Annotated in this window: 20 protein-coding genes; 9 read left to right on the top strand and 11 right to left on the bottom strand. The window is 61.1% G+C overall.

Features of this window, described 5'->3' with window-relative positions; translation table 11 throughout:
- The 6 genes from WG29040_RS14365 (at position 1) to WG29040_RS14340 (ending at position 10,332) form a co-directional block, all read left to right on the top strand.
- Complete coding sequence (locus WG29040_RS14365) at positions 1–1,593, top strand: VWA domain-containing protein (RefSeq protein WP_127196396.1); 1,593 nt, start codon at positions 1–3, stop codon at positions 1,591–1,593.
- Positions 1,590–2,639 carry a BatD family protein gene (locus WG29040_RS14360; RefSeq protein ID WP_127196395.1) on the top strand — a complete coding sequence of 350 codons (1,050 nt, stop codon included), beginning with the start codon at positions 1,590–1,592 and terminating at the stop codon, positions 2,637–2,639. Before WG29040_RS14365 ends, WG29040_RS14360 begins: the two co-directional genes overlap by 4 nt.
- Positions 2,636–3,724, top strand: coding sequence for an HAD family phosphatase (locus WG29040_RS14355; protein WP_256681555.1), 1,089 nt, complete (start codon positions 2,636–2,638; stop codon positions 3,722–3,724). The genes WG29040_RS14360 and WG29040_RS14355 overlap by 4 nt, the downstream gene beginning before the upstream one ends.
- A gap of 65 nt (positions 3,725–3,789) precedes the next feature.
- A complete protein-coding gene (locus WG29040_RS14350) occupies positions 3,790–5,376 on the top strand; it encodes an arylsulfatase (RefSeq protein WP_127196394.1) in 1,587 nt (528 codons plus the stop codon).
- Between the two features lie 99 nt (positions 5,377–5,475).
- Positions 5,476–7,977, top strand: coding sequence for a fused MFS/spermidine synthase (locus tag WG29040_RS14345; protein ID WP_127196393.1), 2,502 nt, complete (start codon positions 5,476–5,478; stop codon positions 7,975–7,977).
- A 15-nt stretch (positions 7,978–7,992) separates the two neighbouring features.
- On the top strand, positions 7,993–10,332 hold the full coding sequence (locus tag WG29040_RS14340) for a tetratricopeptide repeat protein (protein WP_127196392.1): 2,340 nt from the start codon (positions 7,993–7,995) through the stop codon (positions 10,330–10,332).
- 8 nt (positions 10,333–10,340) lie between these two features.
- On the opposite strand, the gene WG29040_RS14335 is transcribed toward WG29040_RS14340, so the two are convergent.
- Positions 10,341–11,039, bottom strand: a complete 699-nt coding sequence (locus WG29040_RS14335; RefSeq protein WP_003444979.1) for a FadR/GntR family transcriptional regulator — start codon at positions 11,037–11,039, stop codon at positions 10,341–10,343.
- Positions 11,040–11,366: 327 nt separating this feature from the next.
- Here WG29040_RS14335 and WG29040_RS14330 point away from each other — a divergent pair, with 327 nt between their 5' ends.
- The 3 genes from WG29040_RS14330 to WG29040_RS14320 are packed head-to-tail and all read left to right on the top strand — an operon-like array spanning position 11,367 to position 15,712.
- The gene (locus WG29040_RS14330) at positions 11,367–12,707 is read left to right on the top strand and encodes an MFS transporter (protein WP_029612923.1); all 1,341 of its coding nucleotides are present in this window, start codon (positions 11,367–11,369) and stop codon (positions 12,705–12,707) included.
- A gap of 28 nt (positions 12,708–12,735) precedes the next feature.
- Positions 12,736–14,085 (top strand): glucarate dehydratase, encoded by a 1,350-nt coding sequence (gene gudD, locus WG29040_RS14325; RefSeq protein WP_127196391.1) that lies wholly within the window; start codon positions 12,736–12,738, stop codon positions 14,083–14,085.
- 43 nt (positions 14,086–14,128) lie between these two features.
- Positions 14,129–15,712, top strand: coding sequence for an aldehyde dehydrogenase (NADP(+)) (locus WG29040_RS14320; protein ID WP_003444982.1), 1,584 nt, complete (start codon positions 14,129–14,131; stop codon positions 15,710–15,712).
- A 499-nt stretch (positions 15,713–16,211) separates the two neighbouring features.
- On the opposite strand, the gene WG29040_RS14315 is transcribed toward WG29040_RS14320, so the two are convergent.
- From WG29040_RS14315 to WG29040_RS14270, 10 genes are all read right to left on the bottom strand, one after another.
- A complete protein-coding gene (locus tag WG29040_RS14315) occupies positions 16,212–16,622 on the bottom strand; it encodes an SRPBCC family protein (protein WP_010657207.1) in 411 nt (136 codons plus the stop codon).
- A gap of 123 nt (positions 16,623–16,745) precedes the next feature.
- Positions 16,746–17,576, bottom strand: coding sequence for an amidohydrolase (locus WG29040_RS14310; RefSeq protein WP_127196390.1), 831 nt, complete (start codon positions 17,574–17,576; stop codon positions 16,746–16,748).
- Between the two features lie 27 nt (positions 17,577–17,603).
- Entirely contained in the window at positions 17,604–18,893 is a 1,290-nt protein-coding gene (locus tag WG29040_RS14305; RefSeq protein WP_003444993.1) for an MFS transporter, read from the bottom strand.
- Between the two features lie 122 nt (positions 18,894–19,015).
- Positions 19,016–19,747, bottom strand: a complete 732-nt coding sequence (locus WG29040_RS14300) for a GntR family transcriptional regulator (protein ID WP_003444995.1) — start codon at positions 19,745–19,747, stop codon at positions 19,016–19,018.
- Between the two features lie 123 nt (positions 19,748–19,870).
- Positions 19,871–20,176, bottom strand: coding sequence for an NIPSNAP family protein (locus WG29040_RS14295; RefSeq protein WP_010657209.1), 306 nt, complete (start codon positions 20,174–20,176; stop codon positions 19,871–19,873).
- Positions 20,177–20,342: 166 nt separating this feature from the next.
- A complete protein-coding gene (locus WG29040_RS14290; RefSeq protein ID WP_127196389.1) occupies positions 20,343–21,302 on the bottom strand; it encodes an isoaspartyl peptidase/L-asparaginase family protein in 960 nt (319 codons plus the stop codon).
- Positions 21,299–22,075, bottom strand: a complete 777-nt coding sequence (locus WG29040_RS14285) for an amino acid ABC transporter ATP-binding protein (protein WP_003445001.1) — start codon at positions 22,073–22,075, stop codon at positions 21,299–21,301. The genes WG29040_RS14290 and WG29040_RS14285 overlap by 4 nt, the downstream gene beginning before the upstream one ends.
- Entirely contained in the window at positions 22,072–23,169 is a 1,098-nt protein-coding gene (locus WG29040_RS14280) for an amino acid ABC transporter permease (RefSeq protein WP_003445003.1), read from the bottom strand. The genes WG29040_RS14285 and WG29040_RS14280 overlap by 4 nt, the downstream gene beginning before the upstream one ends.
- A gap of 2 nt (positions 23,170–23,171) precedes the next feature.
- Positions 23,172–24,326, bottom strand: a complete 1,155-nt coding sequence (locus WG29040_RS14275) for an amino acid ABC transporter permease (RefSeq protein ID WP_127196388.1) — start codon at positions 24,324–24,326, stop codon at positions 23,172–23,174.
- Between the two features lie 13 nt (positions 24,327–24,339).
- Positions 24,340–25,377, bottom strand: a complete 1,038-nt coding sequence (locus tag WG29040_RS14270; protein WP_127196387.1) for an amino acid ABC transporter substrate-binding protein — start codon at positions 25,375–25,377, stop codon at positions 24,340–24,342.
- Positions 25,378–25,489: the final 112 nt, after the last annotated feature.

The raw sequence follows: 25,489 nt of genomic DNA, 5'->3' as shown, positions 1-25,489 counted from the left end.
ATGGAGATCAACCTCAATGACTTGCACTTTCTGCGCCCGGCCTGGTTGCTGCTGATTGTGTTCGGTGCACTGCTGCCGTGGCTATGGCGCCGCAGCCATGACCAGCAACGCCGGTTGCGGGCGATCATTGCCCCGCACCTGCTGGCGCACTTGCTGATTACCCCGCAGGACAAGCATCGCCTGCGCCCGGTGCATCTGACCGCCGCCCTGCTGATCCTCGGCGCCATCGCGGCGGCGGGCCCCACCTGGGAACAGGACCGCCCGGGGTTTGTGCAAAACCGTGCCCCGCTGATCATCGCCCTCGACCTGTCGCCCTCCATGGATGCCACCGATATCCAGCCCTCGCGCCTCGAAGCCGGCAAGCACAAACTCCACGAGTTGATCGCCCGCCGCAGTGGCGCCCGCAGCGCATTGATCGCCTACGCCGGCAGCGCCCATCTGGTATTGCCCGCCACCGATGACCCGGGGTTGCTGGACAGTTTTATCCAGGCCCTGGCCACCGACCTGATTGCCAGTCCGGGTAAAAACGTGGCCGCGGTCATCGAACAGGCCAAGCGCTTGTTGCAGGCAGAAAACACCCCCGGCACCTTGCTGCTGGTCACCGACGGCGCCGATACCACCCGCCTCGACGGCCTCAAACAGCAGTTGCAGGGCAGTAACCTGCAAGTGCTGGTACTCGCCGCAGGCAGTACCAATGGCGGCATTATTCGCAATGCCGACGGCCAGCCGCGCACCGACAGCAATGGCCGCCCCGAACTGGGCAGTTTCGATCAGGCGGCCCTCAAGCAACTGGCCGCTGCCACTGACGCACCGCTGGGCAGCCTGACCATCAATGATGACGATCTGGACTGGATCGAAGGCCACGCCCGGCAACACTTCCAGGCGGCCAGTGATGAACAGCGTGAACTGCACTGGAAAGACGCCGGTTACTGGCTGTGCATCCCGCTGCTGATCCTGGCTTTTTTCTCGGTGCGACGGGGCTGGAGCCTGAACTGGAACGCCGCCCTGATACTCGGGGTTGGCCTGGCCCTGCAGCCCGCCCCGGCTCAGGCCAATGCCTTGAGCGATGCCTTTTTCACCCGCGACCAGCAAGGGCGCCGGGCCTTTGAACAGCAGCATTTCCCGGCAGCGGCCAGCCTGTTCGAAGACCCGTACTGGAAAGGTATCGCCGCCTACAAGGCCGCCGACTTTGATCTGGCGCTGGCCAGCTTCGCCCGACTGGACACCCCCCAGGCGTACTTCTACCTGGGCAATATTTATGTGCGGCGCTTCAAGTTCGATCAAGCCATTGCCGCCTACACCCGGGCCCTGGCCCTGCAACCAGAATTCCCCGAAGCCAGTAACAACCTGGCGCTGGCCCGAGCCCTGCTCAAAGACACCGACAGCGCCGAACAGAACACCCCCGAGGTCAAGCCCGACCAGATCAAGTTCGACCTGCAACCGGGCAAGGGCCAGAGCAAAGCGCTGCAAACCCCCCAGGCCGCCAGTGATCAACAGTGGCTGGAAAACCTCACCACTTCGCCGGCCAATTTCCTGCGCCAGAAGTTCAGCCTGCAGGACCAGAGCGCACCAAGTCAGAAGGTGGCGCCATGAGCCGTTACTGTCTGGCACTGATGCTGTGCAGCGGGCTGGTGCATGCCGATGAACCGCTGTTAAACGTACAGACCCGGCTGCTGCCCGGGGATTCGGTGGTGGTGGGCCAGCCCTTGCAGTTGCAGGTCGACGTGCTGACCAACAGCTGGTTCACCAGCGCCGCCACGCTGCCGGAGCTGAGCATCGCCGGCACCGATGTCATGCCCCCCGGTGGCGAGGCGCAGCACCTCAGCCAACAACTTCAGGGCCAGACCTTTACCGGCCTGCGCTACACCTACCGCATCACCCCGAATCTGGCGCAAGGCTTCACCATTGCGCCCCTCACTATTCGCGCCACCCCGGCGCAGGCCAGCGTCGAACTGTCGGCGCAAACCCCGGTAATGCACTTCACTGCCAGCCTGCCCGATGGCTTCGAGCCCGGCGAGCCGGTGCTGGTTGCCAGCGGACTGCGCTTTAGCCAACACATCAGCCCCGAGGGCGGCACGCTAAAAGTTGGCGACAGCCTTACCCGCACCCTGACCTTGCAAGCTGACGATGCCCAGGGCCTGTCACTGCCCGCCCCGCAACCGGGCACTGTAGCGGGGCTTGGCGCTTACCCGAAAACCCCGCGGATCACCAACCTGGATGACGGCCGGGGCAACTTCAGCGGCGGGCAACGCATCGACAGCGTGAGCTACCGCATCGAGCGCAGCGGTGATTTCCAGCTGCCGGCGATCAGCGTCAAGTGGTGGGACAGCGTCAACCGCAAGGCACAACTGAGCCAGGTCCCTGCAGTCAACTTCAAGGCCAGCGCCGACAGCAGCTACAGCCCGGTGTTCTCCATCGTTCAGGACCTCAGGCAACTGGGCCAGCCAACCCGGTTACGGCTGCCAGAACCGCTGCTCATCCTCGCTTTCATCCTGCTGTTGGCGGCCGCCGCTTTGCTCAGCCGGCGCTGGTGGCTTCAGGGTCTGCGCCGCGCCAGGCACTGGTTGCGTAGTCGTCCTGCGCGCAAAACCTACGGCTTGCGCCCACTTAACCCCGGTCACGACAAGGACTTCCCATGATCAATAAAACCATGCACCAACCTGTACTCGCTGACGCGCAACCAGGCAGCGATCCAGTGCTCAGCTATCGCCAACCAGACACCGGCGCGAAGTTTTCAACAGTGCTGGCTCTGCTGCTGGCCCTGCCCTTGTTCGCCCAGGCCGCAGAACCGCTGCCCTCCTGGAACGACGGCCCGTCGAAAAAAAGCATCATCGAGTTCGTGCAGACGGTGACCCGACCCGACAGCAAAGGCTTTGTAAAACCCGAAGAGCGGATTGCCGTGTTCGATAACGACGGCACCCTGTGGAGCGAACAACCGGGGTATTTCGAGGAGCTGTTCGCTTTCGACGAGATCAGGCGCATGGCCCCGCAGCACCCGGAATGGAAAGACCAGCAACCCTTCAAGGCGGTGCTGGAAAACGACCACAAGGCCCTGGCAGAAGGCGGCATGGAAGGCCTGCTGAAGATCTTCATGGCCAGCCATGCCGGGCTCACCACCGATCAGTTTCGCAACAACGTGCAGGCCTGGGTCAGCAAGGCCCGCCACCCGACCACCGGCAAACCCTACACCGAGATGGTCTACCAGCCGATGCTCGAAGTACTCCAGTACCTGCGCGAACAAGGCTTCAAGACTTATATCGTGTCAGGCGGCGATACCGGTTTCATGCGCGTGTTCGCCGAAGAGGTGTACGGCATCCCGCCGGAACAGGTGATCGGCTCGACCTTTGTCACCGAGTACCAGAACCAGGACGGCAAGCCGTCAATCCTGCGCACCGCAAAAATCGCCCATAACGATGACGGCCCGGGCAAGCCGCAAAGCATCGACAGCGTGATCGGACGCCGGCCGATCCTGGCATTCGGCAACTCCGACGGCGACCGGCAAATGCTCGAATGGACCGCCGCCGGCGCAGGCCCGCGCCTGATGGGACTGGTGCATCACACCGACGCCAAACGCGAATGGGCATATGACAAGGACTCAAAAATCGGACGCCTGGACAAGGCGCTTGAAGAAGCAAAACAGCAAGGCTGGACTATCGTCGATATGGCGTCTGAATGGCGCCGGATTTATCCCTTCGAAGCCGCCGCCCCTGTGAATCAGCAGTAAGAAGTATCCGTAAGGACTGCATAAAAGCGGTCGCCACAAGCGACTAAAGCCAACAAGGAGCATGTATGACTCGATTAACCAAGTGGTGGCCCCCTCTGGCACTGGTGGCAGCTTCGGTAATGGCTTTCTCGGCCACTGTCGCAGCTGCCGAAAAACCCAACATTCTGGTGATCTTCGGTGATGACATCGGCCAGACCAACATCAGCGCCTACTCCATGGGTGTAGTGGGCTATAAAACCCCCAACATCGACCGGATTGCCAAAGAAGGCATGATGTTCACCGACTACTACGCCGAGAACAGCTGCACCGCCGGGCGCTCGTCCTTTATTACCGGGCAGACGCCGCTGCGTACCGGCTTGTCCAAAGTCGGGGTGCCGGGCGCACCGGTGGGCCTGCAAAAGCGTGACATCACCATTGCCCAGGCCCTCAAGTCCCAAGGCTACGCCACCGGGCAATTCGGTAAAAACCACCTGGGTGACCGCGACGAATACTTGCCCACCAACCATGGTTTTGACGAGTTCTTCGGCAACCTGTACCACCTCAATGCCGAAGAAGAACCCGAGCGTCCGTACTGGCCCAAAGACGACGCCGATTTCGTCAAGAGCGCTTCGCCCCGTGGCGTGATCCACAGTTTTGCCGACGGCAAGATTGAAGATACCGGCGCTTTGACTGCCAAGCGCATGGAAACCATCGACGACGAAACCACTGCCGCGGCACAGGCGTTTATCGAGAAGCAAGCCCAGGCCGACAAGCCTTTTTTCGTGTGGATGAACACCACGCGCATGCACTTGTTTACCCACGTCCGCGATTCGATGAAGGGCCAGAGTGGTATGCCCGGCAACGAATACGCCGATGGCATGCTTGAGCATGACGGCGACGTCGGCAAACTGCTGAAAACCCTCGACGACCTGAAAATCGCCGATAACACCATCGTGGTCTACACCACCGATAACGGGCCTAACCAGTTCTCCTGGCCCGACGCAGCCACCACGCCGTTCCGTAACGAGAAAAACTCCAACTGGGAAGGCGCCTATCGCGTGCCTGCCATCGTGCGCTGGCCGGGGAAAATCAAGGCCGGGGAAGTCAGCAACGAGATGTTCTCGGGCATGGACTGGTTCCCTACCCTGCTGGCCGTCGCCGGCGATACGGAGGTAAAAGACAAGCTGCTCAAAGGCTGGGCACCCGTGGCCGGCGGCACCAACTTCAAGGTGCACCTGGACGGCTACAACCAACTGCCCTACCTGACCGGGCAAGCCCCCAAAGGCGCACGTAACGAGTTCTACTACTTCAACGATGACGGCATGCTGGTGTCGATGCGTTTTGACAACTGGAAGGCGGTGTTCTGCGAACAGCGGGCACCGGGTGGCTTCAAAGTCTGGAGCGAACCGTTCGTGTGCCTGCGGGTGCCGAAAATCTTCAACCTGCGCATGGACCCCTACGAACGTGCAGACGTGGTTTCCGATCAGTATTACGACTGGGCCACTAAAAACGTTTACTTGTCCGGCGTGGCAACCATGAAAGCGGCGAAGTTCCTCGAAACCTTCGTTGACTACCCGCCTAGCCAGAAACCGGCCAGTTTCAGCGTCGATCAAGTGCGCGCAGAAGTAGACGCCAAGATCGCCGAGAAAATGAAAAACCAACCGGCGCAGTAAAGGTTGCACCTCACTCCCGTGGCCACTGGCTTGCCAGCGGCCACGGATTGAGTTCATCTCTGATTACCCCCGAACTCTTTCTGCACAAGGCCCTGCGCAATGCCGTCTCCCCGAGCTTGTACCGCGACTGTTTGCACCCCTCTGAGTCGCACGGCATTGTTAATGCCTGCCTTGTTGCTGTTTATCTCCGGCGCTGCAGCACTGGTCTACCAGGTGCTGTGGATCAAGCAACTGTCCCTGGTGATCGGCGTCGAGGTGTATGCCATCACCACCGGCATCAGCGCTTTTTTCGCTGGCCTGGCCCTGGGCGGCCTGCTGTTCGGCCGCTTCGCCGATCGCCTGGGCAAACCCCTGTTGCTGTATGCCGGGCTAGAGATCGGCGTGGCCGTGCTCGGCATCGGCGCCACCCTGGGCCTGAGCATGGCCGCAGCTCCCTTCGCCTGGCTTGAACAACAGGTCGGCCTGCTGGCCTGGCTGTTGCCTCTGCTGCTGGTGGGCGTGCCGGCGCTACTGATGGGCGGCACGCTGCCGGTGCTGGTACGGGCGCTGGCGGCCGATCCGCAACACCTGGGCCAGGCCGGGGCACGGCTGTATGCCGCCAACACGGCCGGGGCGATTGTCGGCACCCTGCTCAGCGCCTTTGTCTTGATCGCCACCCTTGGCGTGCGCGGCAGCGCCTTTGCCGCGGCCTTGCTGAACCTGGTCGCGGCGGTTGGCGCATTACTGGTGCAGCGCCGTTATTCGACGCCCCTGGCCACGCCTGAAGCCGACGATCCGCCACCGGCGCGCCTGGCCATGGTGCTGTATGCCATTGCCGGCGGCGTGGCGCTGGGCTACGAAGTGGTCTGGTCGCAATCCATCGTGCAATTCATGAGTACCCGCACCTATGCCTTTGCCGTGGTGCTGGCCACCTATCTGGCCGGGCTGTTTATCGGCAGCAGCCTGATGGCCCGCCGGGTTGATCGCCTGCGCGATCCCTGGGGCGTGTTCGGCTTGCTGATCGCCGCTGCCGGGCTGGTTGCACTGCTGGAAATCGCCCTGCTCGGGCGCTGGCTGATCCTGCTGCAGACCCAGGCCGAAAGCCTGGCCCTGGCCATGGGCGGCAGTGTCCTGCTGGGCATGAGTGCACGTTTCGCGATGGCCGCGCTGAGCATCGTGTTTATCCCCACACTGCTGCTGGGCGCCGCCTTTCCGGTAGCGCTGCGCCTGTGTGTCGGCCCGCACCGGGTGGGACGGGATGTCGGCGCGGTCGTGGCCTTCAATACCCTGGGCGGGATTGTCGGGGTGGCCTTGTGCGGTTTCGTATTGATCCCGCTGTTGGGTCTGGTACGCACCCTGGGCCTGCTGGCAATCATTGCCGCAGCGGTGGGCTGGGTCGCCACACGCCAGGGCCAGCGGGTCAGCAAGGGCCATCGTCAGGCGGTGATTGGCGTGGGGCTGGCGGCGCTGGCCGTGGCTGGCCTGACCCCGGTGGACCGCCTTGCCAGCCTGCTCCCGGGGGCGCGTAACGGCGAGCTGGGGTTCTATGAAGAAGGCCGTGGCGGCACCGTGGCCGTGGTCACCCAAGGCAAAGGCGAGCGCCGCTTTCACCGTTTGTACATTCAGGGCGTGTCGAATACCGGCGATGCCATGCCGTCGCTGCGCTATATGCGGATTCAGGCCCTGCTGCCGCTGCTGATCCATACCGGTGAACCACGCTCGGCGCTGGTGATCGGCTTTGGCACCGGGATTACAGCCGGCGCCCTGCTCAGTTATCCGGCCCTGCAACAGCGGGTTGTCGCCGAGCTGCTGCCGGCAGTGGTCAATGCATCATCGTTGTTCAAGGGCAACTTCAATGCGGCGCACGATCCCGGCATCCAGGTACGCTTGCGCGATGGTCGTCAGGAACTGCTGCGCAGCGAGCAGCGCTACGACCTGATCACCCTCGAGCCGCCACCGCCCTCGGCAGCCGGCGTGGTCAACCTGTACTCCCGGGACTTCTACCAGCTGGCTGCGCAACGCCTGCAAGCCAAGGGGCTGGTGGCCCAGTGGCTGCCGTTGCCGACGCAAAACATCGACGACTCGCGCTCACTGGTACGCAGCTTTCTCGATGTATTCCCCTATGCCACGTTGTGGACCAGCGAGTTCCACGAAATGCTCCTGGTAGGCTCGATGCAACCCATTGAACTGGACGCTGCGCGCATCAGTGCCCGCTTCGAGCAGCCCGGAGTACGCAATGCCCTGCAGGACGTGGGCGTGGCATCCGGCGCTGCATTGCTGGCCACCTATGTAACCGACCGCGCAGGGCTGGAACGCTTTGCCGGCGATGCGCCAGCGGTGACTGACGATCAGCCGCGCATCGAGTACGCGCCGTGGGTGCGGGCCAAGGAGATCAGCCGCGTGCTCCCGGCGCTGCTGGACCTGCACACTGCCCCTGACTTGCTCAATGCCGAACCGGCTTTTGTCGATCGAATGAACGTACACCGGCAACGCCTCATGCAGTTTTACCGCTCCAGCCTGCACGCCTATGATGGCGACCGCGAAGCATGGGCCCGCGACATCCGCGAAGTGATCAATGGCGATGGCGCCAACCCCTATTACCGCTGGTTTGTCGGCCAATAAACATCGGAAGTTGTAATGCCTAAAACTAAAAATAAAGTTGCCCCTGAGCAACCTGATTCGCGTTCCAGCCTGATGAGCCGTTACCTGCTTGCTGTGATCGCCGCGCTGTTGCTGGTGGTGATCGCAGGGCTATGGTTTTTTCTCGACCGCCCGCAATCCGTCACGCCAGTGGTGTTTGAGCCCAAGGTCGTAGCGCCGGCACCGGTGGCCAGACCGCCGGCACAGATGGTTGACGAGCAACAGTGCCAGGGCTGCCACGACGCCCAGGTCAAGGACTGGCAAGGCTCCCATCACCAGCTTGCGATGCAGGTCGCGGACCCGCAGACCGTGCTGGCCGACTTCAACAATGTCAGCTTTGTAAGCCAGGGCGAAAGCAGCCGCTTCTTTCGTCAGAGTGACGGGTTCTGGGTCAATACCCCGGGGGCAGATGGCAAGCCCGCCGACTTCAAGGTCGCCTACACCTTCGGCATTGCACCGCTGCAGCAGTATTTGATCGAGGTCGGTGACGGCAAGCTGCAAGCCCTGGGCGTAGCGTGGGATACCGAGAAAAACCGCTGGTTTCACCTGTATCCGGGCCAGGGGGTGAATTTCAAGAACCCGCTGCACTGGAGCAAGCCCAGCCAGAACGCCAACTTTATGTGCGTCGAATGCCATACCACCGGCTACAAGCGCAACTTCGATGCCGCCAGCAACAGCTTCAACAGCCAGTGGAACAGCCTGGGCGTCGGCTGCCAGGCCTGCCATGGCCCGGCTTCAAACCACCTGTTGTCGGTGGCCAACAAAGGCGATTTCGAGCACGCCGGCTTCGACGTCGATCTCAAGGACAAGGACGCCACCGTCGAGATCGAAACCTGCGCCCGCTGCCATGCCCGGCGCGCCCCGCTGGGCGACGGCTTTACCGTCGGCAAAGCCTTGATGGACGACTATCTGCCCAGCGTTTTGACCCGTGAACTGTATGCCCTGGACGGCAAGATCAAGGATGAAGTGTTCGAACACGGCTCATTCCTGCAAAGCAAAATGTTCGACAAGGGGGTGCGCTGCAGCAACTGCCACAACCCCCACAGCACCGAATTGAAAGCAGCGGGCAATGCAGTGTGTCTGCAATGCCACAACCCCGCAGGCAAAGCGGCTATCCCCGGCGTCGACGGCAAAGGGCTGCAGGCGAAGAACTACGACTCTGCCGAACACCATCGCCACACCGAAGGCCAGCCGGGTTCGCAGTGTGTGGATTGCCACATGCCCGGCAAGTTCTATATGGGCAATGATTTTCGCCATGACCACAGCTTCAGCATTCCTGACCCGGTACGGGCGAAAATCCTCGGCACCCCGGATGCCTGTCTGAGCTGTCACCAGGGCAAGGCCGGCGACAAAGTGAGCGAGCAATTCAAGTTGTGGACCGCCCATGATGCGCCACGGGCCGCCCGTTACGACGAAAGCCTGTGGTTGATCCGTGGCGGCCGACCCGGTGCAGCGCAGGCGCTGTACGAGCAATTGCGGCGCAGCAATCTGCCGGCGATTCAGCGCGCGACATTGCTTGGCGAACTGGCGAACTACCCCAGCGAGTCCGCGTTGAAACTGGCCAGCAAAGACCTGAACGACCCCGCCCCCCAAGTGCGTGAGAGCGCAGTGCGGGCCGTCAGTGCCTTCCTGCCGCCGGCGGAACGTATCCCGTTGTTGAGCCCGCTATTGAATGACAAGGTACGCGCCGTACGCATTATCGCCGCGCGCAATCTGCTGGGCGCCGCGCGCAATGGCCTGGGTGCGGCCCAGCAGGCCTGGGAAAACGCCATCGCTGAATACGAAACGGTGCAATTGAGCCTGACCGAACGGGCCGAAGCCAACCTCAACCTGGCCATGCTGTATCAGGCCAGCGGACGCACCGATGAGGTAGAACCCAAACTGCGGGCTGCCCTGCTGCGCGATCCAGACTTCTTTCCGGCGCTGGTGACCCTGGCCCAATGGCTGGAGGCCGGGGGTCGCAGCACCGAGGCCGCAGCGCTGCTGGACACGGCGCTCAAGGAGCACCCGCAAGTGGCCTTGCTGCAACACACCCAGGGCCTGGCGCTGATCCGCGCGGGTCAGCCGAAAGCAGCCATGGCAGCCTTGCAAAAGGCCGTCAACCTGGAGCCGGACAACCCCCAGTACCGCTATGTACTGGCCGTGGCGCTGCACCAGAGTGGCCAGGTCGAAAAAGCCTGTGCCCAACTCGAAGAACTGCTCAAGCGCCAGCCTTCGTTTCGCGATGCGCGGTTATCGTTGATCCAGTTCTATCTCGACAACGGCGAGGAACCCAAGGCCCAGGCCGTGCTGCAGGGGTGGAAGAAAATCAACCCGCAGGATGTGGCGCTGAAGTAGTCGCTGGATCACAGCGTCATCCGTTCCAGGCTGTTGCTCAGGTGCAGCAGCATGGCCGCACGCGCCGCATCAGGGTCCTGGCGGCGGATGGCGCGCAGGATGGCTTCATGCTCAAGCACGGCCATTTGCCCCAACTGCTGTAAATCGGCATCACCGCGCTCGTCAGCATTGATCCGGGTCCGCGGTATGACCGTACGGCCAAGCTGACAGATGATGTCGGTGAAGTAGGTATTGCCTGTGGCCTGGGCAATCAGCTTGTGAAAGCGCAGGTCGTGCTCGACGCTACCATCGTTATTGGCCAGGGCGTTCTGATAGTCATCCAGCGCCTGACGCATCTGCAGCAATTGTTCTTCTGTGCGCCGCCCCGCAGCCAGGGCCGCGGCCTGCGTCTCCAGCCCCATGCGCAACTCAAGAATGCTGCGCACGCTGGCGGCGGTGGCACTGGTCAGGTGTATGCCCTGGGGCTCTTCGCGCTCAAGAACAAAGGTACCAATCCCGTGCCGGGTCTCAACGAAGCCCGATGCCTGCAATCGGGAAATCGCTTCGCGTACTACCGTACGGCTCACCCCCTGCTCGCGGACGATGACCGACTCGGAGGGCAGCTTGTGCCCCGGAGCCAGTTGCCCCAACAGAATCTGCCGGGTCAGTTCGGCCACGATGTCGTGGGCCAGACCCGGCGTGCGCTTGCGTATCGGTTGATCTTGCATGGCTATTCCCTTCACCTGAGGCGGCTTAATACTATCACCTGGTTCGAGCCTGAGAGGCCTCAACTCGTATGACAACCTTGTTAAAACTCAACAAAATTTAAAAAACCCCGAATCCACTTCACCATTCTCAACTTCACACCGTCGCTAAAACCCTGCCTAACCCCCTGTAAACACACTTAAAAGTATTACAAACAGGCCATTTATAACTTATTGGTTTGTTTCCGGGCATTGCGAGGCGAAAACTCAACTCGTATGATGTCCGTCAACCGGTCGGCCAAGCCACCGGTCAGCCACACCCGCATAAAAATAATCAGTGGGGTCAGATTTGTGAACATTTCCAGCAACGTGTCTGCTGCGCCCGCCAACGATCCTGTTCTGGCGCGCGCGATCCAGAAAGTGAAGAGGCATGTACTGCCGCTCTTCGTCATCATGTTCATCGTCAACTACATAGACCGCGTCAACATCGGCTTTGTACGCTCACATATGGAGCATGACCTGGGCATTGGTGCCGCCGCCTACGGCTTTGGCGCCGGGCTGTTTTTCATTGGCTATGCACTGTTCGAAGTGCCCTCCAACATGCTGCTGCAAAAAGTCGGGGCCCGCATCTGGCTGACCCGGATCATGTTCACCTGGGGCATCACCGCCACCCTGATGGCCTTTATCCAGAACGAAACCCACTTCTATATCCTGCGTTTTTTGCTGGGCGTCGCCGAAGCCGGCTTCTTCCCGGGGGTTATCTACTATTTCACCCGCTGGTTGCCTGGCGCCGAGCGCGGCAAGGCGATTGCGATCTTCCTCAGCGGTTCCGCGCTGGCATCCCTGATTTCCGGTCCGCTCAGCGGCCTGCTCCTGCAAATTACCGGCATGGGCCTGCATGGCTGGCAGTGGATGTACATCATTGAAGGCATGGCCTCGGTGCTGCTGTGCTTCTTTGTCTGGTTCTGGCTGGACTCCAAACCCCATGACGCCAAATGGCTCAGCCGTCAGGAACAGGATGCGCTGGTCAACGAAATTGACCGCGAACAACGCGAGCGGGATGCCGTCAACACCGTCAAGCCAACCCTGGGAAAACTGCTCAAGGACCGCCAGATCATGTTGTTCTGTGCCATCTACTTCTGCATCCAGCTGACCATTTACGCGGCCACGTTCTGGCTGCCGAGCATCATCAAAAAAATGGGCGACCTGAGCGATATCCAGGTGGGCTTTTTCAACTCCATCCCGTGGCTGATCTCGATCATTGCCATGTATGCATTCGCGGCCCTGGCCAGCCGGTTCAAGTACCAGCAGGCCTGGATTGCAGCTGCCTTGCTGATTGCCGCGCTGGGCATGTTCCTTTCGACCACCGGCGGTCCGATCTTCGCGTTCATTGCCATCTGCTTTGCGGCCATCGGCTTCAAATCGGCGTCGTCGCTGTTCTGGCCGATCCCCCAGGGTTATCTGGATGCGCGCATCGCAGCAGCGGTGATTGCACTGATCAACTCCATCGGCAACCTCGGCGGCTTCGTTGCACCCACCACCTTCGGCTTCCTGGAACAAACCACAGGTTCGATTCAGGGCGGGCTTTACGGCCTGGCCGGTACCTCGATCATTGCGGCCATCATCGTGTTCTTTGCCAAGACCAAACCCAAGCCCGCGGCTGTGATGCCTGCAGCTCTGCAACCCGCCTAGGCCCCTGACTCTTTTTAAGGAACACGACATGAATAACGAACACCAGCACCACGCGGCAAAAGCCCCGGTTGTCACCAGCCTGCAGGTGATTCCGGTGGCCGGGCATGACAGCATGCTGCTCAACCTCAGCGGTGCCCACGGCCCTTTCTTCACCCGCAACATCGTGATTCTCAAGGACAGCAGCGGCAATACCGGGGTCGGCGAAGTGCCGGGCGGCGAACGTATCCGCGAAACCCTGGAAGATGCCCGCAGCCTGGTGGTAGGCCAACCGATCGGTAACTACCAGAGCATTCTCAATGCCATGCGCACCACCTTTGCCGCCCGCGACTCGGCCGGCCGGGGCCTGCAAACCTTTGACCTGCGCATCACCATCCATGCGGTAACGGCAATGGAAGCCGCCCTGCTCGACCTGCTGGGCCAGTTTCTGCAAGTACCGGTCGCAGCCCTGCTCGGTGAAGGCCAGCAGCGCGACGCGGTAAAGATGCTCGGTTACCTGTTCTACATTGGTGACCGCCAGCAGACCGATCTGGCCTATCGCAGTGAAGCCGATGCCGATGACTGGTTCCGCCTGCGTCATGAACAGGCAATGACCCCGCAAACCATCGTCCGCCTGGCCGAAGCGGCCCAGGCCAAATACGGTTTCAACGACTTCAAGCTCAAGGGCGGGGTATTGCGCGGCGCGGAAGAGATCGAAGCCGTCACCGCCCTGGCCGAACGCTTCCCCGATGCACGCATTACCCTTGACCCCAATGGCGCCTGGTCACTCAAGGAAGCCATCGGCCTGTGCCGCGATCAACACCATGTGCTGGCCTACGCCGAAGACCCCTGCGGCGCCGAAAACGGTTACTCGGGGCGCGAGGTGATGGCAGAGTTCAGACGCGCCACCGGCCTGCCTACAGCCACCAACATGATCGCCACCGACTGGCGCGAAATGGGCCATGCGATCCAGTCCCAGGCGGTCGATATCCCGCTGGCCGATCCGCACTTCTGGACCATGCAGGGTTCGGTGCGGGTCGCCCAGATGTGCCACGAGTGGGGCCTGACCTGGGGCTCGCACTCCAACAATCACTTTGATATTTCCCTGGCCATGTTCACCCAGGTGGCGGCCGCCGCACCGGGCGAAATCACTGCCATCGATACCCACTGGATCTGGCAGGACGGTCAGCGCCTGACCCGCGAGCCGCTGCAAATTGTCGAGGGTCACATCAAGGTTCCGGCCAGACCCGGTCTGGGCGTGGACATCGACATGGACGCAGTGGCCAAAGCCCACGAACTGTATAAAGGCATGGGCCTTGGTGCACGGGACGACAGCGTCGCCATGCAGTACATTGTTCCGGGCTGGAAATACGACAACAAAAAACCCTGTCTTGTGCGCTGAGTTCCATAGCGCGTCTAAAGCCTATCTAGCGAGGATTGAACCGATGTCTACCGTAACAGGCCAAAACTTTATCGGCGGCAGCCGTAGCGCTGCCGGCACAGTCACCCTTGAAAGCCTCGATGCCAGCACCGGCGTTGCCCTGCCCTTTCGCTTTCATCAGGCCACGCCCGAGGAAGTAGACCGCGCCGCCAATGCCGCCGATCAGGCCTTTATCGAATTCCGCCAGCTCAGCCCTGAACGCCGCGCCGAATTTCTCGATGCCATTGCTGACGAAATCGACCAGTTGGGCGACGACTTTGTGGCGCTGGTCTGCCGTGAAACCGCACTGCCCGCCGGGCGTATCCAGGGCGAACGCGGTCGTACCAGCGGGCAGATGCGCCTGTTCGCCAAAGTGCTGCGTCGCGGCGACTTTTTAGGCGCCCGTATCGACCTGGCCATGCCCGACCGCAAACCGCTGCCACGGGTGGACTTGCGTCAATACCGCATCGGCGTTGGTCCGGTGGCAGTGTTTGGCGCCAGTAACTTCCCGCTGGCCTTTTCCACTGCCGGTGGCGACACTGCCGCTGCTTTTGCTGCTGGCTGCCCGGTGGTGTTCAAGGCCCACAGCGGTCACATGGCAACGGCTGACCAGGTCGGTTGCGCAATCATTCGCGCCGCGGAAAAAACCGGCATGCCCAAGGGCGTGTTCAACATGATCTTCGGCGCCGGCGTCGGCGAGCCGCTGATCAAACACCCGGCCATTCAGGCAGTGGGCTTTACCGGGTCGCTGCACGGTGGCAATGCGCTGAGCAAAATGGCTGCCGAGCGCGAGCAACCGATTCCGGTATTCGCCGAGATGTCGAGCATCAACCCGGTGATCCTGCTGCCCCAGGCCCTGGCCGCACGGGGTGGCAAGGTGGCAGGGGAACTGGCCGCATCCGTGACCATGGGCGGTGGCCAGTTCTGCACCAACCCCGGACTGGTGATCGGTCTGCGCTCCCCCGAGCTGTCGGCGTTCGTCGAACAACTCACGCAACAGATGGCCGAACAGGCGCCACACACCCTGCTCAATGCGGGCGGTCTGCGCAACTACGCCAAGGGCGTCGAGCACCTGCTCAGCCATAAAGGCATCACTCACCTGGCCGGCCACAGCCAGTCCGGCGCACAGGCCCAGCCACAGCTGTTCAAGGCCGATGTCAGCCTGCTGCTGAACAAGGATCCTTTGCTGCAGGAAGAAGTGTTCGGTCCGGCGACGATCATCATCGAAGTGGAAAATGACGCCCAGCTCAAAGCAGCGCTGCTGGCCCTGCGCGGGCAACTGACCGCCACCCTGATTGGCGAACCGGCCGACCTTGAGCAATACCAGTGGCTGATGCCGATTCTTGAGCAAAAAGTAGGGCGCATCCTGGTCAATGGCTACCCGACCGGGGTCGAAGTCTGTGATGCCATGGTTCACGGCGGCCCTTACCCGGCCACCTCGGATGCACGCGGCACCTCGGTTGGCTCACTGGCCATCGACCGGTTCTTGCGTCCGGTGTGCTACCAGAACTATCCCGACGCCTTGCTGCCGGCAGCGTTGCAAAATCGCAACCCGCTGGGCCTGCAACGTCTGGTTAACGGCGAGTGGAGTTCGAAAGCGATTGCTTAAGGCTTTATGACTGGACGACGGCGCCTGCAACGGGCGCCGTTTTTGTTTCTGCGCTTGTAGAAATTGGATCCGATATCAAATTTCAGGCAAAAAAAAGCCCAAGTAGCTGATGGAAACTTGGGGCTTAAAAATGCATAAACCGTGGTAGGTGAACGCAGGGCGATCTTACCCCAGTGTCACAATAAGTAACAAGTTATTTTGCACAATTTATTTCAAAGCAATACTGACCTAAGTCATTAAATAGTCACAAGTTTTCCAACCCGGACTGATTCTGGATGGCCACCATTTGCGGGTTTTTCGTTTTATTTCAAGGGTCTAGCTTGCCAATATCGACTTTATGAGCTTATGAGCAATATGCCACTACTGCTGCCCTGGTAAAAACTGCAGCAGCGAGCCTGCTCGCCGCAGCAGAGTGTCAGAAGCCGATGCATCGACTGACCCACCGCCATCGCTGGCAAGCCAGCCCCCATTGGATACAGGCTCCTGCAGGATTGGGCTGTCAGCCCGGGAAATTGGCGCGCAGCGCTGTCAGGCCGACCTGGTAGACACCCGTGAACAGTTCCTGTGCCTCGCCTTCAGTGACACCGACCGCCGTGAAATGACCGGACCATCTCACTCGCGCGCCGTCACCCAGGGCCTCAACGCTCAAGGTCGCCAGATAGTCCTGCACCGGAAAAGGGGACTCGGTCAGGGAGTAGCTGTAGGTTTTAGCGGCGTTATCGAAGGTTTGCAGACGCTCGACAATCACCGTGCCATCCTCGGTGCGCAGGTTGCGCAAGCGCCCGCCTTCACTGAGTTCGCTTCGGGTGACGATCGGCAACCAGTCGGGCAGGCTATTGAAGCCACCGATCAATTGCCAGACCTGGTCGGCCGAAGCCGGGATGTCGATTACCGCTGATGCCGTTGCCATGTGATCTGTGTCTCCGGGTAACTGAAAAGGAAATGAAGCGCCATGCTGTCGACCCTACCACCGCAGCCCCGCAAGACCACGATTACATTGACAAGATCAAACTCGATACTGACCGATCTGCAGTCAAAACCCGAATAAGACTTTAGCCGCCTGCACCTGCAGCGACTGCAGCAATGGCGCCGGGCATTGCAGGGCCTGCAACTGCTCAATCACCCGGGCATAGTCAATAGTGTGTTCATGCTGGGTATGCGGCCAGTCACTGCCCCACACCAATCGGTCCGGGCCAAAGTTCTGCACCAGTAAGGGCAATGCCGCCCGGGCAAACTCGAGGTTTTGCCGCTCGCTGCCACCCAGACGATAGATGCCAGAGACTTTCACCCATACCCGACCGCTGCGCCCCAGTTCGAGCATTTGCGCAAAACCGGGTTGATCCAGACCCAGACGTGCGTCCGGGCGGCCAAAATGATCAATCACCACTTTGACCCCGGACGCCAGTAGCTGGCGTGCAAGATCCGGCAGGTCCTCGATCTGACGGTGCAACTCGATATGCCAGCCCAGCCCGGCAATGCGGCCCAGAAAGTCTTTCCAGACTGGCTCGGCCAGGTCCGGCAAGGCCTTGCCCATCAAGTTCAGGCGTACCCCGACCACGCCCTGGCGGGCCATGTCGTGCAGCACCCCGGGCTTGACCCCGGGTTCCAGCACCACCACCCCGCGCAGTTGCCGGGGCGCCTGTTCCAGCGCTGCCAGCAGGTAGCTGTTATCGGTGCCCAGAAAGCTGGGCTGCACCAGCACGCCGTGACTCAGACCGTGGTCGCCCAGGTATTTCAAGTACTGCACCAGGGTCGCGTCATAGTCCGGGGTGTAACGCCGGGCCGCGCTCAGGCTCAGCTCGCGACTGAATACATGGGCATGGCTATCGATGCCGGTCAGGGTTGTGGAACGGGGATCAGACATGGATTTCATCTACAAAAGTAAGCGGCTTCAGGCACGGGCGCCCTCTTTGCCAAGGGTGTCGTCCGGGATCACGGACGTGGATTTTTCAAGGCTGCGGCCACGGGTTTCCGGCAAGCAAAGGGCGGCGAGAACGGCTACGCCATAGGCGATGCCGGCGTCGATGCCAATCGCCGAGCCCAGGGACATGGACTCGCTCATATGCCCGACCAGGAACGGGAACACCGCCGACAGCACCCGGCCAAAGTTGTAGCAAAAACCCACACCGGCACCGCGCACGTCCGCCGGGTACAGTTCGTTAAACAGGGCCCCAAGGCTTGCGGGAATACCGGCGGCAAAGAAGCCCAGCGGGAAGCCGAGAAACAGCATCTGGGTATTGCTCAGCGGCAGGAACACGTAGCACTGCACCGTGACCACACAGCACAACGCGAACAGCACAATGTTCTTGCGACGCCCGATACGGTCGATCAACAAACCGCTGACCACGCAGCCGCACCAGAAGGCAAAGATAATCACCGCCAGATAACCGCCGGAGTTGAGTACCGACAGGTTGCGCTCGGTTTTAAGGAACGTCGGCAGCCAGGTCATGACCGCGTGGTAACCACCGTGGGCGCCCAGCCCCAGCAGCCCCCCGAACAGGGTCACGCGGATCAGTTCCGGGCGGAAGATGCCCGCCAGGGATTTGAAGAAGCTTTGGGGGATGACACGTTCCTTTTGCATGCGCTGGAAGCTGTCGGGCTCCTCGACATTGCGCCGCACCCAGATGATCAGGAACGAAGGCAGCAACCCGACCACGAACATCACGCGCCAGGCCATGTCCTGCGGTACCAGCGAATAGATCAGGGCGAACACCCCGACCGCCAGACCCCAACCGACCGCCCAGGCGCTTTGCACGGTGCCCATGACCTTGCCGCGATATTTCGGGTTGATGGTCTCGGCCATCAGTACTGCGCCGGCCGCCCATTCGCCACCAATGCCAAACCCCTGCAGCGCCTTGACGATCAACAGTTGATGGAAGCCGGTGACGAAGGCTGACAGAAAGGTGAAGAACGAGAACCAGAGAATCATCCACTGCAGCGTGCGCACCCGACCATAGCGGTCAGACAGCGTGCCGCCGACCCAGCCACCGATCGCCGACGTCACCAGGGTGACAGCGCTGATCAATCCTGCATCGCCCTTGGTCAAGGCGAAGGCGGCAATCAGCGCCGGAATCGCCAGACCGAACATTTGTACTTCCAGCGCGTCGAGGGACCATCCGCCGAAGCAGGCCCAAAACGTTTTTCGCTCCCGGGGAGTGACCTGCCGATACCAACTGAACATGATTCTTATCCTTATGGGTGGAACCTGAGGCAGCCGAACGCGAACCGCGCCGCTATCGGGCCAGTCATGACAAACACAACGATGAACCCCCTGCCGGCCAACGGGCCCACAGGGGTGGGGGGTTAACGGATATCCACGCTGTAACGGAAATGCTCGGCATGCCCGCGCGAGCGTCGCCACTCCAGCGGCGTACCGGCGTAATCCCGGGCCAGCCGCTCGATCACCACCACCGGGCTGTTGACCTCGACCTGCAGCAGCCGGGCATGCACTTCATTGACCGATTCGGCGGTCAGGGTTTCTTCGGCATAGGCCACAACCTGGCCGCACATCTCTTCGTAGATGGGATACAGCAACGGCCCCTGCTCACTCAGATCGATCTTGAGCAGCGGTTCGAAACGGCTGCGGGGCAGCCAGATTTCTTCGGCAAGCAGCGGCTGAACTTCCAGCAGGCGAATACGCACAATCCGGATCACTGCTGCATCGACAGCCAGCCCCAGCGCCTGGGCCACTGCCGAGGGCGCAGCCACGGGCTCGACGCTGAGGATGCGACTTTGCGGCACCAGGCGTTCGCCGGAGGCAGTCTGAAAGCGGAAAAACCGGAACAGCGAAGATTGAAACTGGGGACGGCGGACAAAGGTACCGCGACCCTGTTGGCGTTCCAGGACGCCATCACTGACCAGCATGTCTATGGCTTTGCGCACGGTGCCGGTGGACAGGTGATATTGCGCAGACAGCGCAGCCTCGGTAGGAATCGCCTCCCCCGGGCGCCAGCGGTTCCTGGCGATCTGCTCAGCCAGATGGTCACGCAGGCGTTGGTAATGCGGCAGGCGGGTATCACTGGAAAGAGCATTCATAGACTTTATGCGCCAAGTTATATAGTCATATATATGAATATTGGCGACGAGTATTTCCTCATCGCCAATGACTGTCAATATGGATCGGAATATTCACCCTGGTAATCCGTAGTCGCTGCCCGGTTACTGGAACACCGGACGCAGGAAGCTGCGCTCGTAACTGACAATGCAGCGGTTGTCCTCTGCCAGCTTGAACGCCGCGATGCACTCGGGGTCGGTTTTAGAGCGCTCGCGGTAGTCTTCATAGGCTGCCAGGGAGGGGAACGAAAACATGGCCAGCGCTATGTTGTTGGCGCCTTCCGATGGCAGGAAGTAGCCGTGGTGGATGCCACCGAATTTCTCTACCAGCGGGATCCACAACCGCCCGTACGCTTCGAATTCGGCCAGTTTGTAAGGGTCAATCACATAGCGCAGATGGCAGGTAATCATGTCTTCAGTCCATGGCGTAAAAGGAGGCCGAGACTAAGCTGCGGCCTCCTCTGAGGTCAATATGCCATCACTGCGTCCCACCCGCCTTCCCCTGCAGGAGCGAGCCTTTGCAACCTGACAACAAAGAGCTTGCGAGCACGCTCGCTCCTACAGGGGGCGGTATGCGTCAAACAGCGTGCAGGCGGTCATCCTCGGCATAAATCGCCGTGTGCATACCACCCTCCGCATCCCGCCAGGCGCGGTACATGCCGGGGGTGTTGAAGCTCAGAACGGTCTCGCCCGAAGGGGATACCGCCACTACGCCGCCGCTGCCTCCCAGTTCCTTGAGCTCGCCCTGCACCACCGCCTCACAGGCCTGGTCCAGGCTCGATCCCACCAGGCGGATACGCGACGCGATGTTATGGGCGACCACGGTGCGGATAAAGAATTCGCCGTGCCCGGTGGCCGAGATGGCGGCACTGCGGTCATCGGCCCAGGTACCGGAGCCGATCAGCGGCGAGTCGCCTACCCGACCGTAGCGCTTGTTGGTAATGCCACCGGTGGAGGTGGCTGCTGCCACATGCCCGTTGCAGTCCAGGGCCACAGCGCCCACGGTGCCGAATTTCTTTTCAATGCCCCCCGGCTCCAGCATCAGGGTCTCGGGTTGCCGTTGCTGGGCGGCCCACTGCCGACGACGCAAGGGCGTGTCATACCAATCGTTGCTGACATGCTCCAGCCCCACTTGCTCGGAAAGGAACAGATCGGCGCCGGTACCGGCCAGCAACACATGTTCACTGTGTTCAAGCACCGCCCGCGCTCCGCAAATCGGGTTGCGCACATGGTGCACGCCCGCCACTGCACCGGCCTCCAGGTTGGCGCCGTTCATGATCGCGGCGTCCAGTTCATGATCGCCGCAGTGGGTAAAGACAGCGCCTTTTCCGGCATTGAACCAGGGGCACTCCTCCAACTCGACCACGCTGGCCTGCACCGCATCCAGGCTGCTACCGCCGCGCTCCAGCACTGCAACCCCGGCCTTGAGCGCCTGCAACAACGCCTGGTGGATCGCCTGTTCGTCGTCTTCAGTCAGCATGCCGGGCATCAGTACGCCGGCGCCACCGTGCAAAGCCATGGCAATAGAAGGGGTCATTGTGCATGCACTCCGTGGTTGATGATCTGGCTCAAAAAACGTTGGGTTCGCGGGGATTCAGGGGCCGAGAAAAACCGCTCGGGCGGGGCCTCTTCAACAATTTCGCCCTGATCCATAAATACAATCCGGTCCGCGACCTTGCGCGCGAAACCCATCTCGTGGGTCACACAGATCATGGTCATGCCTTCATGGGCCAGACTGGTCATCACCTCCAGGACCTCGGCAATCATTTCCGGGTCCAGGGCCGAGGTCGGTTCATCAAACAACATGACTTTGGGCTGCATGCACAACGCCCGGGCTATCGCGATACGTTGCTGCTGGCCGCCGGACAACTGGGACGGAAACTTGTTGGCATGGTCGCGCATCTTGACCTTGTCCAGCAGGCTCAGGGCGCGCTCGATGGCCTGGTCCTGGGGCACGCCAAGGTTGGAGGTTTGCGCCAGGGTGCAGTTTTTCAGCACGGTGAGATGGGGGAACAGATTGAAGTGCTGAAAGCACATGCCGACCTGACGACGAATGCGCTCCAGCCCCTTGACGCTGCCATTGAGCTCCTCCCCCAGCACCTCGACTGTGCCTTGCTGGTGTTGTTCGAGCTGGTTGATGCAGCGGATCAGGGTCGACTTGCCCGAACCCGAAGGCCCGCAAATCACCACCTTCTCCCCCGCTTCGACGTTCAGGGAGATATTTTTCAGTACGTGGGCATTACCGAACCATTTGTTCAATTGCTCGATGCGCACCATCAGGGCTGGATCGGACTTGGCTTTGCTGATCATGAGCGGCTCTGCTCCATACGTTGTTCAAGGTGTCGGGCGTAGCGCGACAGTGCAAAACAGATGACAAAGAAATAAATCGCCAGGAACACATAGATTTCGTGGCCGTACTCGACCCACTCAGGGGTGACGGCGGTGCTCATGGCAATGCCCACGATGTCCAGTACGCCGACAATCATCACCAGCGTGGTCTCTTTGAACAGGCCGATAAACTGCGTCAGCAACGGCGCAATGGATTGCTTGAGCACCTGCGGCAGGATGATCTGGCCCATGGTTTTCCAGTAGCCGAAGCCCAGTGCCTGGGCTGCTTCGTACTGGCCCCTGGGCAGATTCTGCAAGCCGCCACGCAGGGTCTCGGCCATGTAGGCTGCGGTGAACAGGATCAACACCAGCTGCACCCGCAGCAGGATGTCAAAAGCCGAACCCGGCGGCAGGAACAGCTGAATCATCAGCGACGCCATGAACAGCAGCGAGATCACCGGCACCGAACGCACCAGCTCGATGTACAGCACGCACAGCAGGCGGACCACCGGCAGTTTGGAGCGTCTGCCCAGGGCCAGCAGAATTCCCAGCGGCAAGGCGAAAATCATCCCGGCCGTGCCGAGGAACACCGTTACCAGCATCCCGGCGAACCTGGTCGAAGACACCTCCGGCAAACCGGCGCCGCCCTTGAGCAGCCACCACATCACGATGGGCAGCAACGCCAGGTAAGCCAGGAGCAGGCGACGGTCCAGGCGCTTGAAAAACAGCAGCCCGAACGCCGAACCCGCCAGCACAAATGACAGGGTCACCCGCCACTGTTCGGCCTGGGGATAGAAGCCATAGACAAACAGGTTCCAGCGCTGGGTTATCGGCAACCAGCAAGCCCCGGCAGGGTTGCAATCCCTGGCATGTTCGCCAACGAAGGTGGCATCAAAAACCAGCCAGTTGAGGGCCGCGGGCACGCACCAGCACAGCAGTGCAATCACCCCGAGGGTCAGCAAACTGTGGCCCGCGCTGGGGAACAGCTGGCTGCGGGTCCAGGTCAGCGCGCGCCGGGTCCAGGGCAGTCGTGGCGGCGCCAACGGCAGCGTCAGTGCTTGATTCATTGCAGTCATGTTCAGTGCCCCCTCTGGCCGATACGGTGGTTGTAGATGTTCATCCCCAGGGAGATCACCAGGCTGATTGCGCAGTAAGTGCCCATCACCAGGGCGATGCACTCAATGGCCTGGCCGGTCTGGTTCAGGGTGGTGCCGCCGGTGGACGACACCAGCTCCATGAAACCGATGACTACCCCCAGCGAGGAGTTCTTGACGATGTTGAGGTAGGTGTTGGTGATCTGCGGAATCATCGGGTAGATCGCTTGCGGCACGATCAGCTGGCGCATGGTTGAGCCGGACTTGAAGCCCAGTGCCCTGGCTGCTTCGTACTGGCCGCGATGAACCGACTCGATGGCGCCGCGCACGATTTCGGCGATGTAACTGGCGCTGTAGAACGACAGGGCCAGACACAGGGCGAGCATTTCCGGTACCAGAGTGATTCCGCCCTTGAAGCCGAAGCCACGCTGCACCGGCACCTCCCACTGCACCTGGGCCCCGCTCAAGACGTACACCAGCAACGGCAGCAACAGGGCCCCGGCCAACAGTGCCGGCCAGCGCCGGGAAGCAAACCCGCGCCACGGCGCACGGGCATCCTTGACTCGACAAAACCCATAGCCCAGCAAGGTACCCAGGGCCATCAAGGTCAGGCCCCAACCCACCAGGCTGCCTTGCTCAAGCCAAGGCAGGGTGAGGCCGTTGTTGTTCAAAAACACCACGCCGGCCAGTGAAGCCGAGTGTTTGACCCCGGGCAACGCCAGGACCAGCCCGTACCACCACACCAGATGCACCACCAGCGGCACATTGCGCAGAAACTCGACGCAGGTGCCGCTCAGGCGCTTGATCAGCCAGTTGTCCGGGACCCTGGCCAAGCCCAGTGCGCCACCCAGCAGGGTCGCCAGCACAATGCTCAGCACCGACACCAGCAAGGTGTTGAGCAGGCCCACCAGATAAGCCCGGGCGTAGGTCGCGTCCGGGGTGTAGTCAATCAGCGAGAAACTGATGTCGTAACCGGCACGCTGAGATAAAAAACCGAATCCCGAGGCGATATTCAGGTGTTTGAGGTTCAACGCGGCGTTACTGGCGAGCAAATAAAAGACTGCCGCAACCAGGGCCAGTACCAGCCCCTGCTGCAACACACTGGACAGACGCAGATTGGGCGAACGATGGGTCGACATAAGCGTAATTCCCTTAACGAATCGGCGGTGCATACATCAAGCCATGGTCTTTCCAGCTGCGGTTCAACCCGCGGGGAATGTTCAGGGCTGTCTGCTGGCCGAGGTTACGGTCGTAGATCTGCGCGTAATTGCCCACTTGCTTGAGGGCGCGGTATGCCCAGCCATTGTCCAGGCCAAAGGATTGACCGATGGTGCCTTCAGTCCCCAGCAAACGGGCGATATCGGTTGATGCCGTTTTACTGGTGCGTAACTGGTCGACGTTGTCCGAGGTCACGCCCAACTCTTCACCGGTCATCAGCGCGTAGGCGGTCCAGGTCACGATGTTGCGCCAGGTGGTGTCACCCTGGGCGACGAAAGCGCCCAGAGGCTCCTTGGAGATCACTTCGGGCAGCAGCGCGTAGTCCTGGGGGTTGTTCATCAGCGCCAGGCGTGCGGCCAGGCCCGAGGAGTCGTTGGAGATGGCATTGCAGCGCCCGCGCTGGAAGGCCGCGTACAGCTCGGGGCTTTTCTCGATGACCACGGTTTTATAGGTCAGGCCACGGCGGCCGAAATAGTCCTCCAGGTTCTGCTCGGAGGTGGTGCCCGGTGACAGGCAAAAGGTTGCGCCGTCCAGATCGGTGAGTTTTTCGATGCCGTCGGCGGCGTGGGTCATAAAGCCCTGGCCGTCATAAAACCAGACGGTGGTGAAATCCACCCCCAGGTTGGCTATCCGCTCGGCCGTCCAGGACGCGGCGCGGGACAGAATGTCGATTTCCCCGGACGCCAGGGCGGTAAAGCGGTTTTTGGCGGTGGTGGTCAGGTACTCGACCTTGTCCGCATCGCCCAGCACCGCGGCAGCCACTGCCCGGCAGAGATCCACGTCCATGCCGGTCCAGCGCCCCTTGTCATCGATCAGGGAAAAGCCCGGTTTGTCGCCGGCTACCCCACAGCGCACAGAGCCATGGGCTTTGACTTTATCCAGCACACCTGCCTGGGCGGTTTGGACACAGGTGGCGAGCAGTGCCAGTACGGGCGCTCCAAGTAAAAGCTTCACCCTATTCAATTTGTGCATATCATTGCCCCTTTAAAAATTCTTCTTGTTATGCCTGACAACCACAGTTCAACGGCAGGTGGCGTGTTATGGGCACAATAAAGACAGAGCCACGGGCCGGATAGCGACTCTT

Source organism: Pseudomonas sp. PAMC 29040 (genome assembly GCF_003994535.1).
GTDB classification, from domain to species: Bacteria; Pseudomonadota; Gammaproteobacteria; order Pseudomonadales; family Pseudomonadaceae; genus Aquipseudomonas; species Aquipseudomonas paraversuta.
The sequence above is the reverse complement of the archived record's forward strand: the minus strand, read 5'-3'. Positions and strand labels throughout refer to the sequence as shown.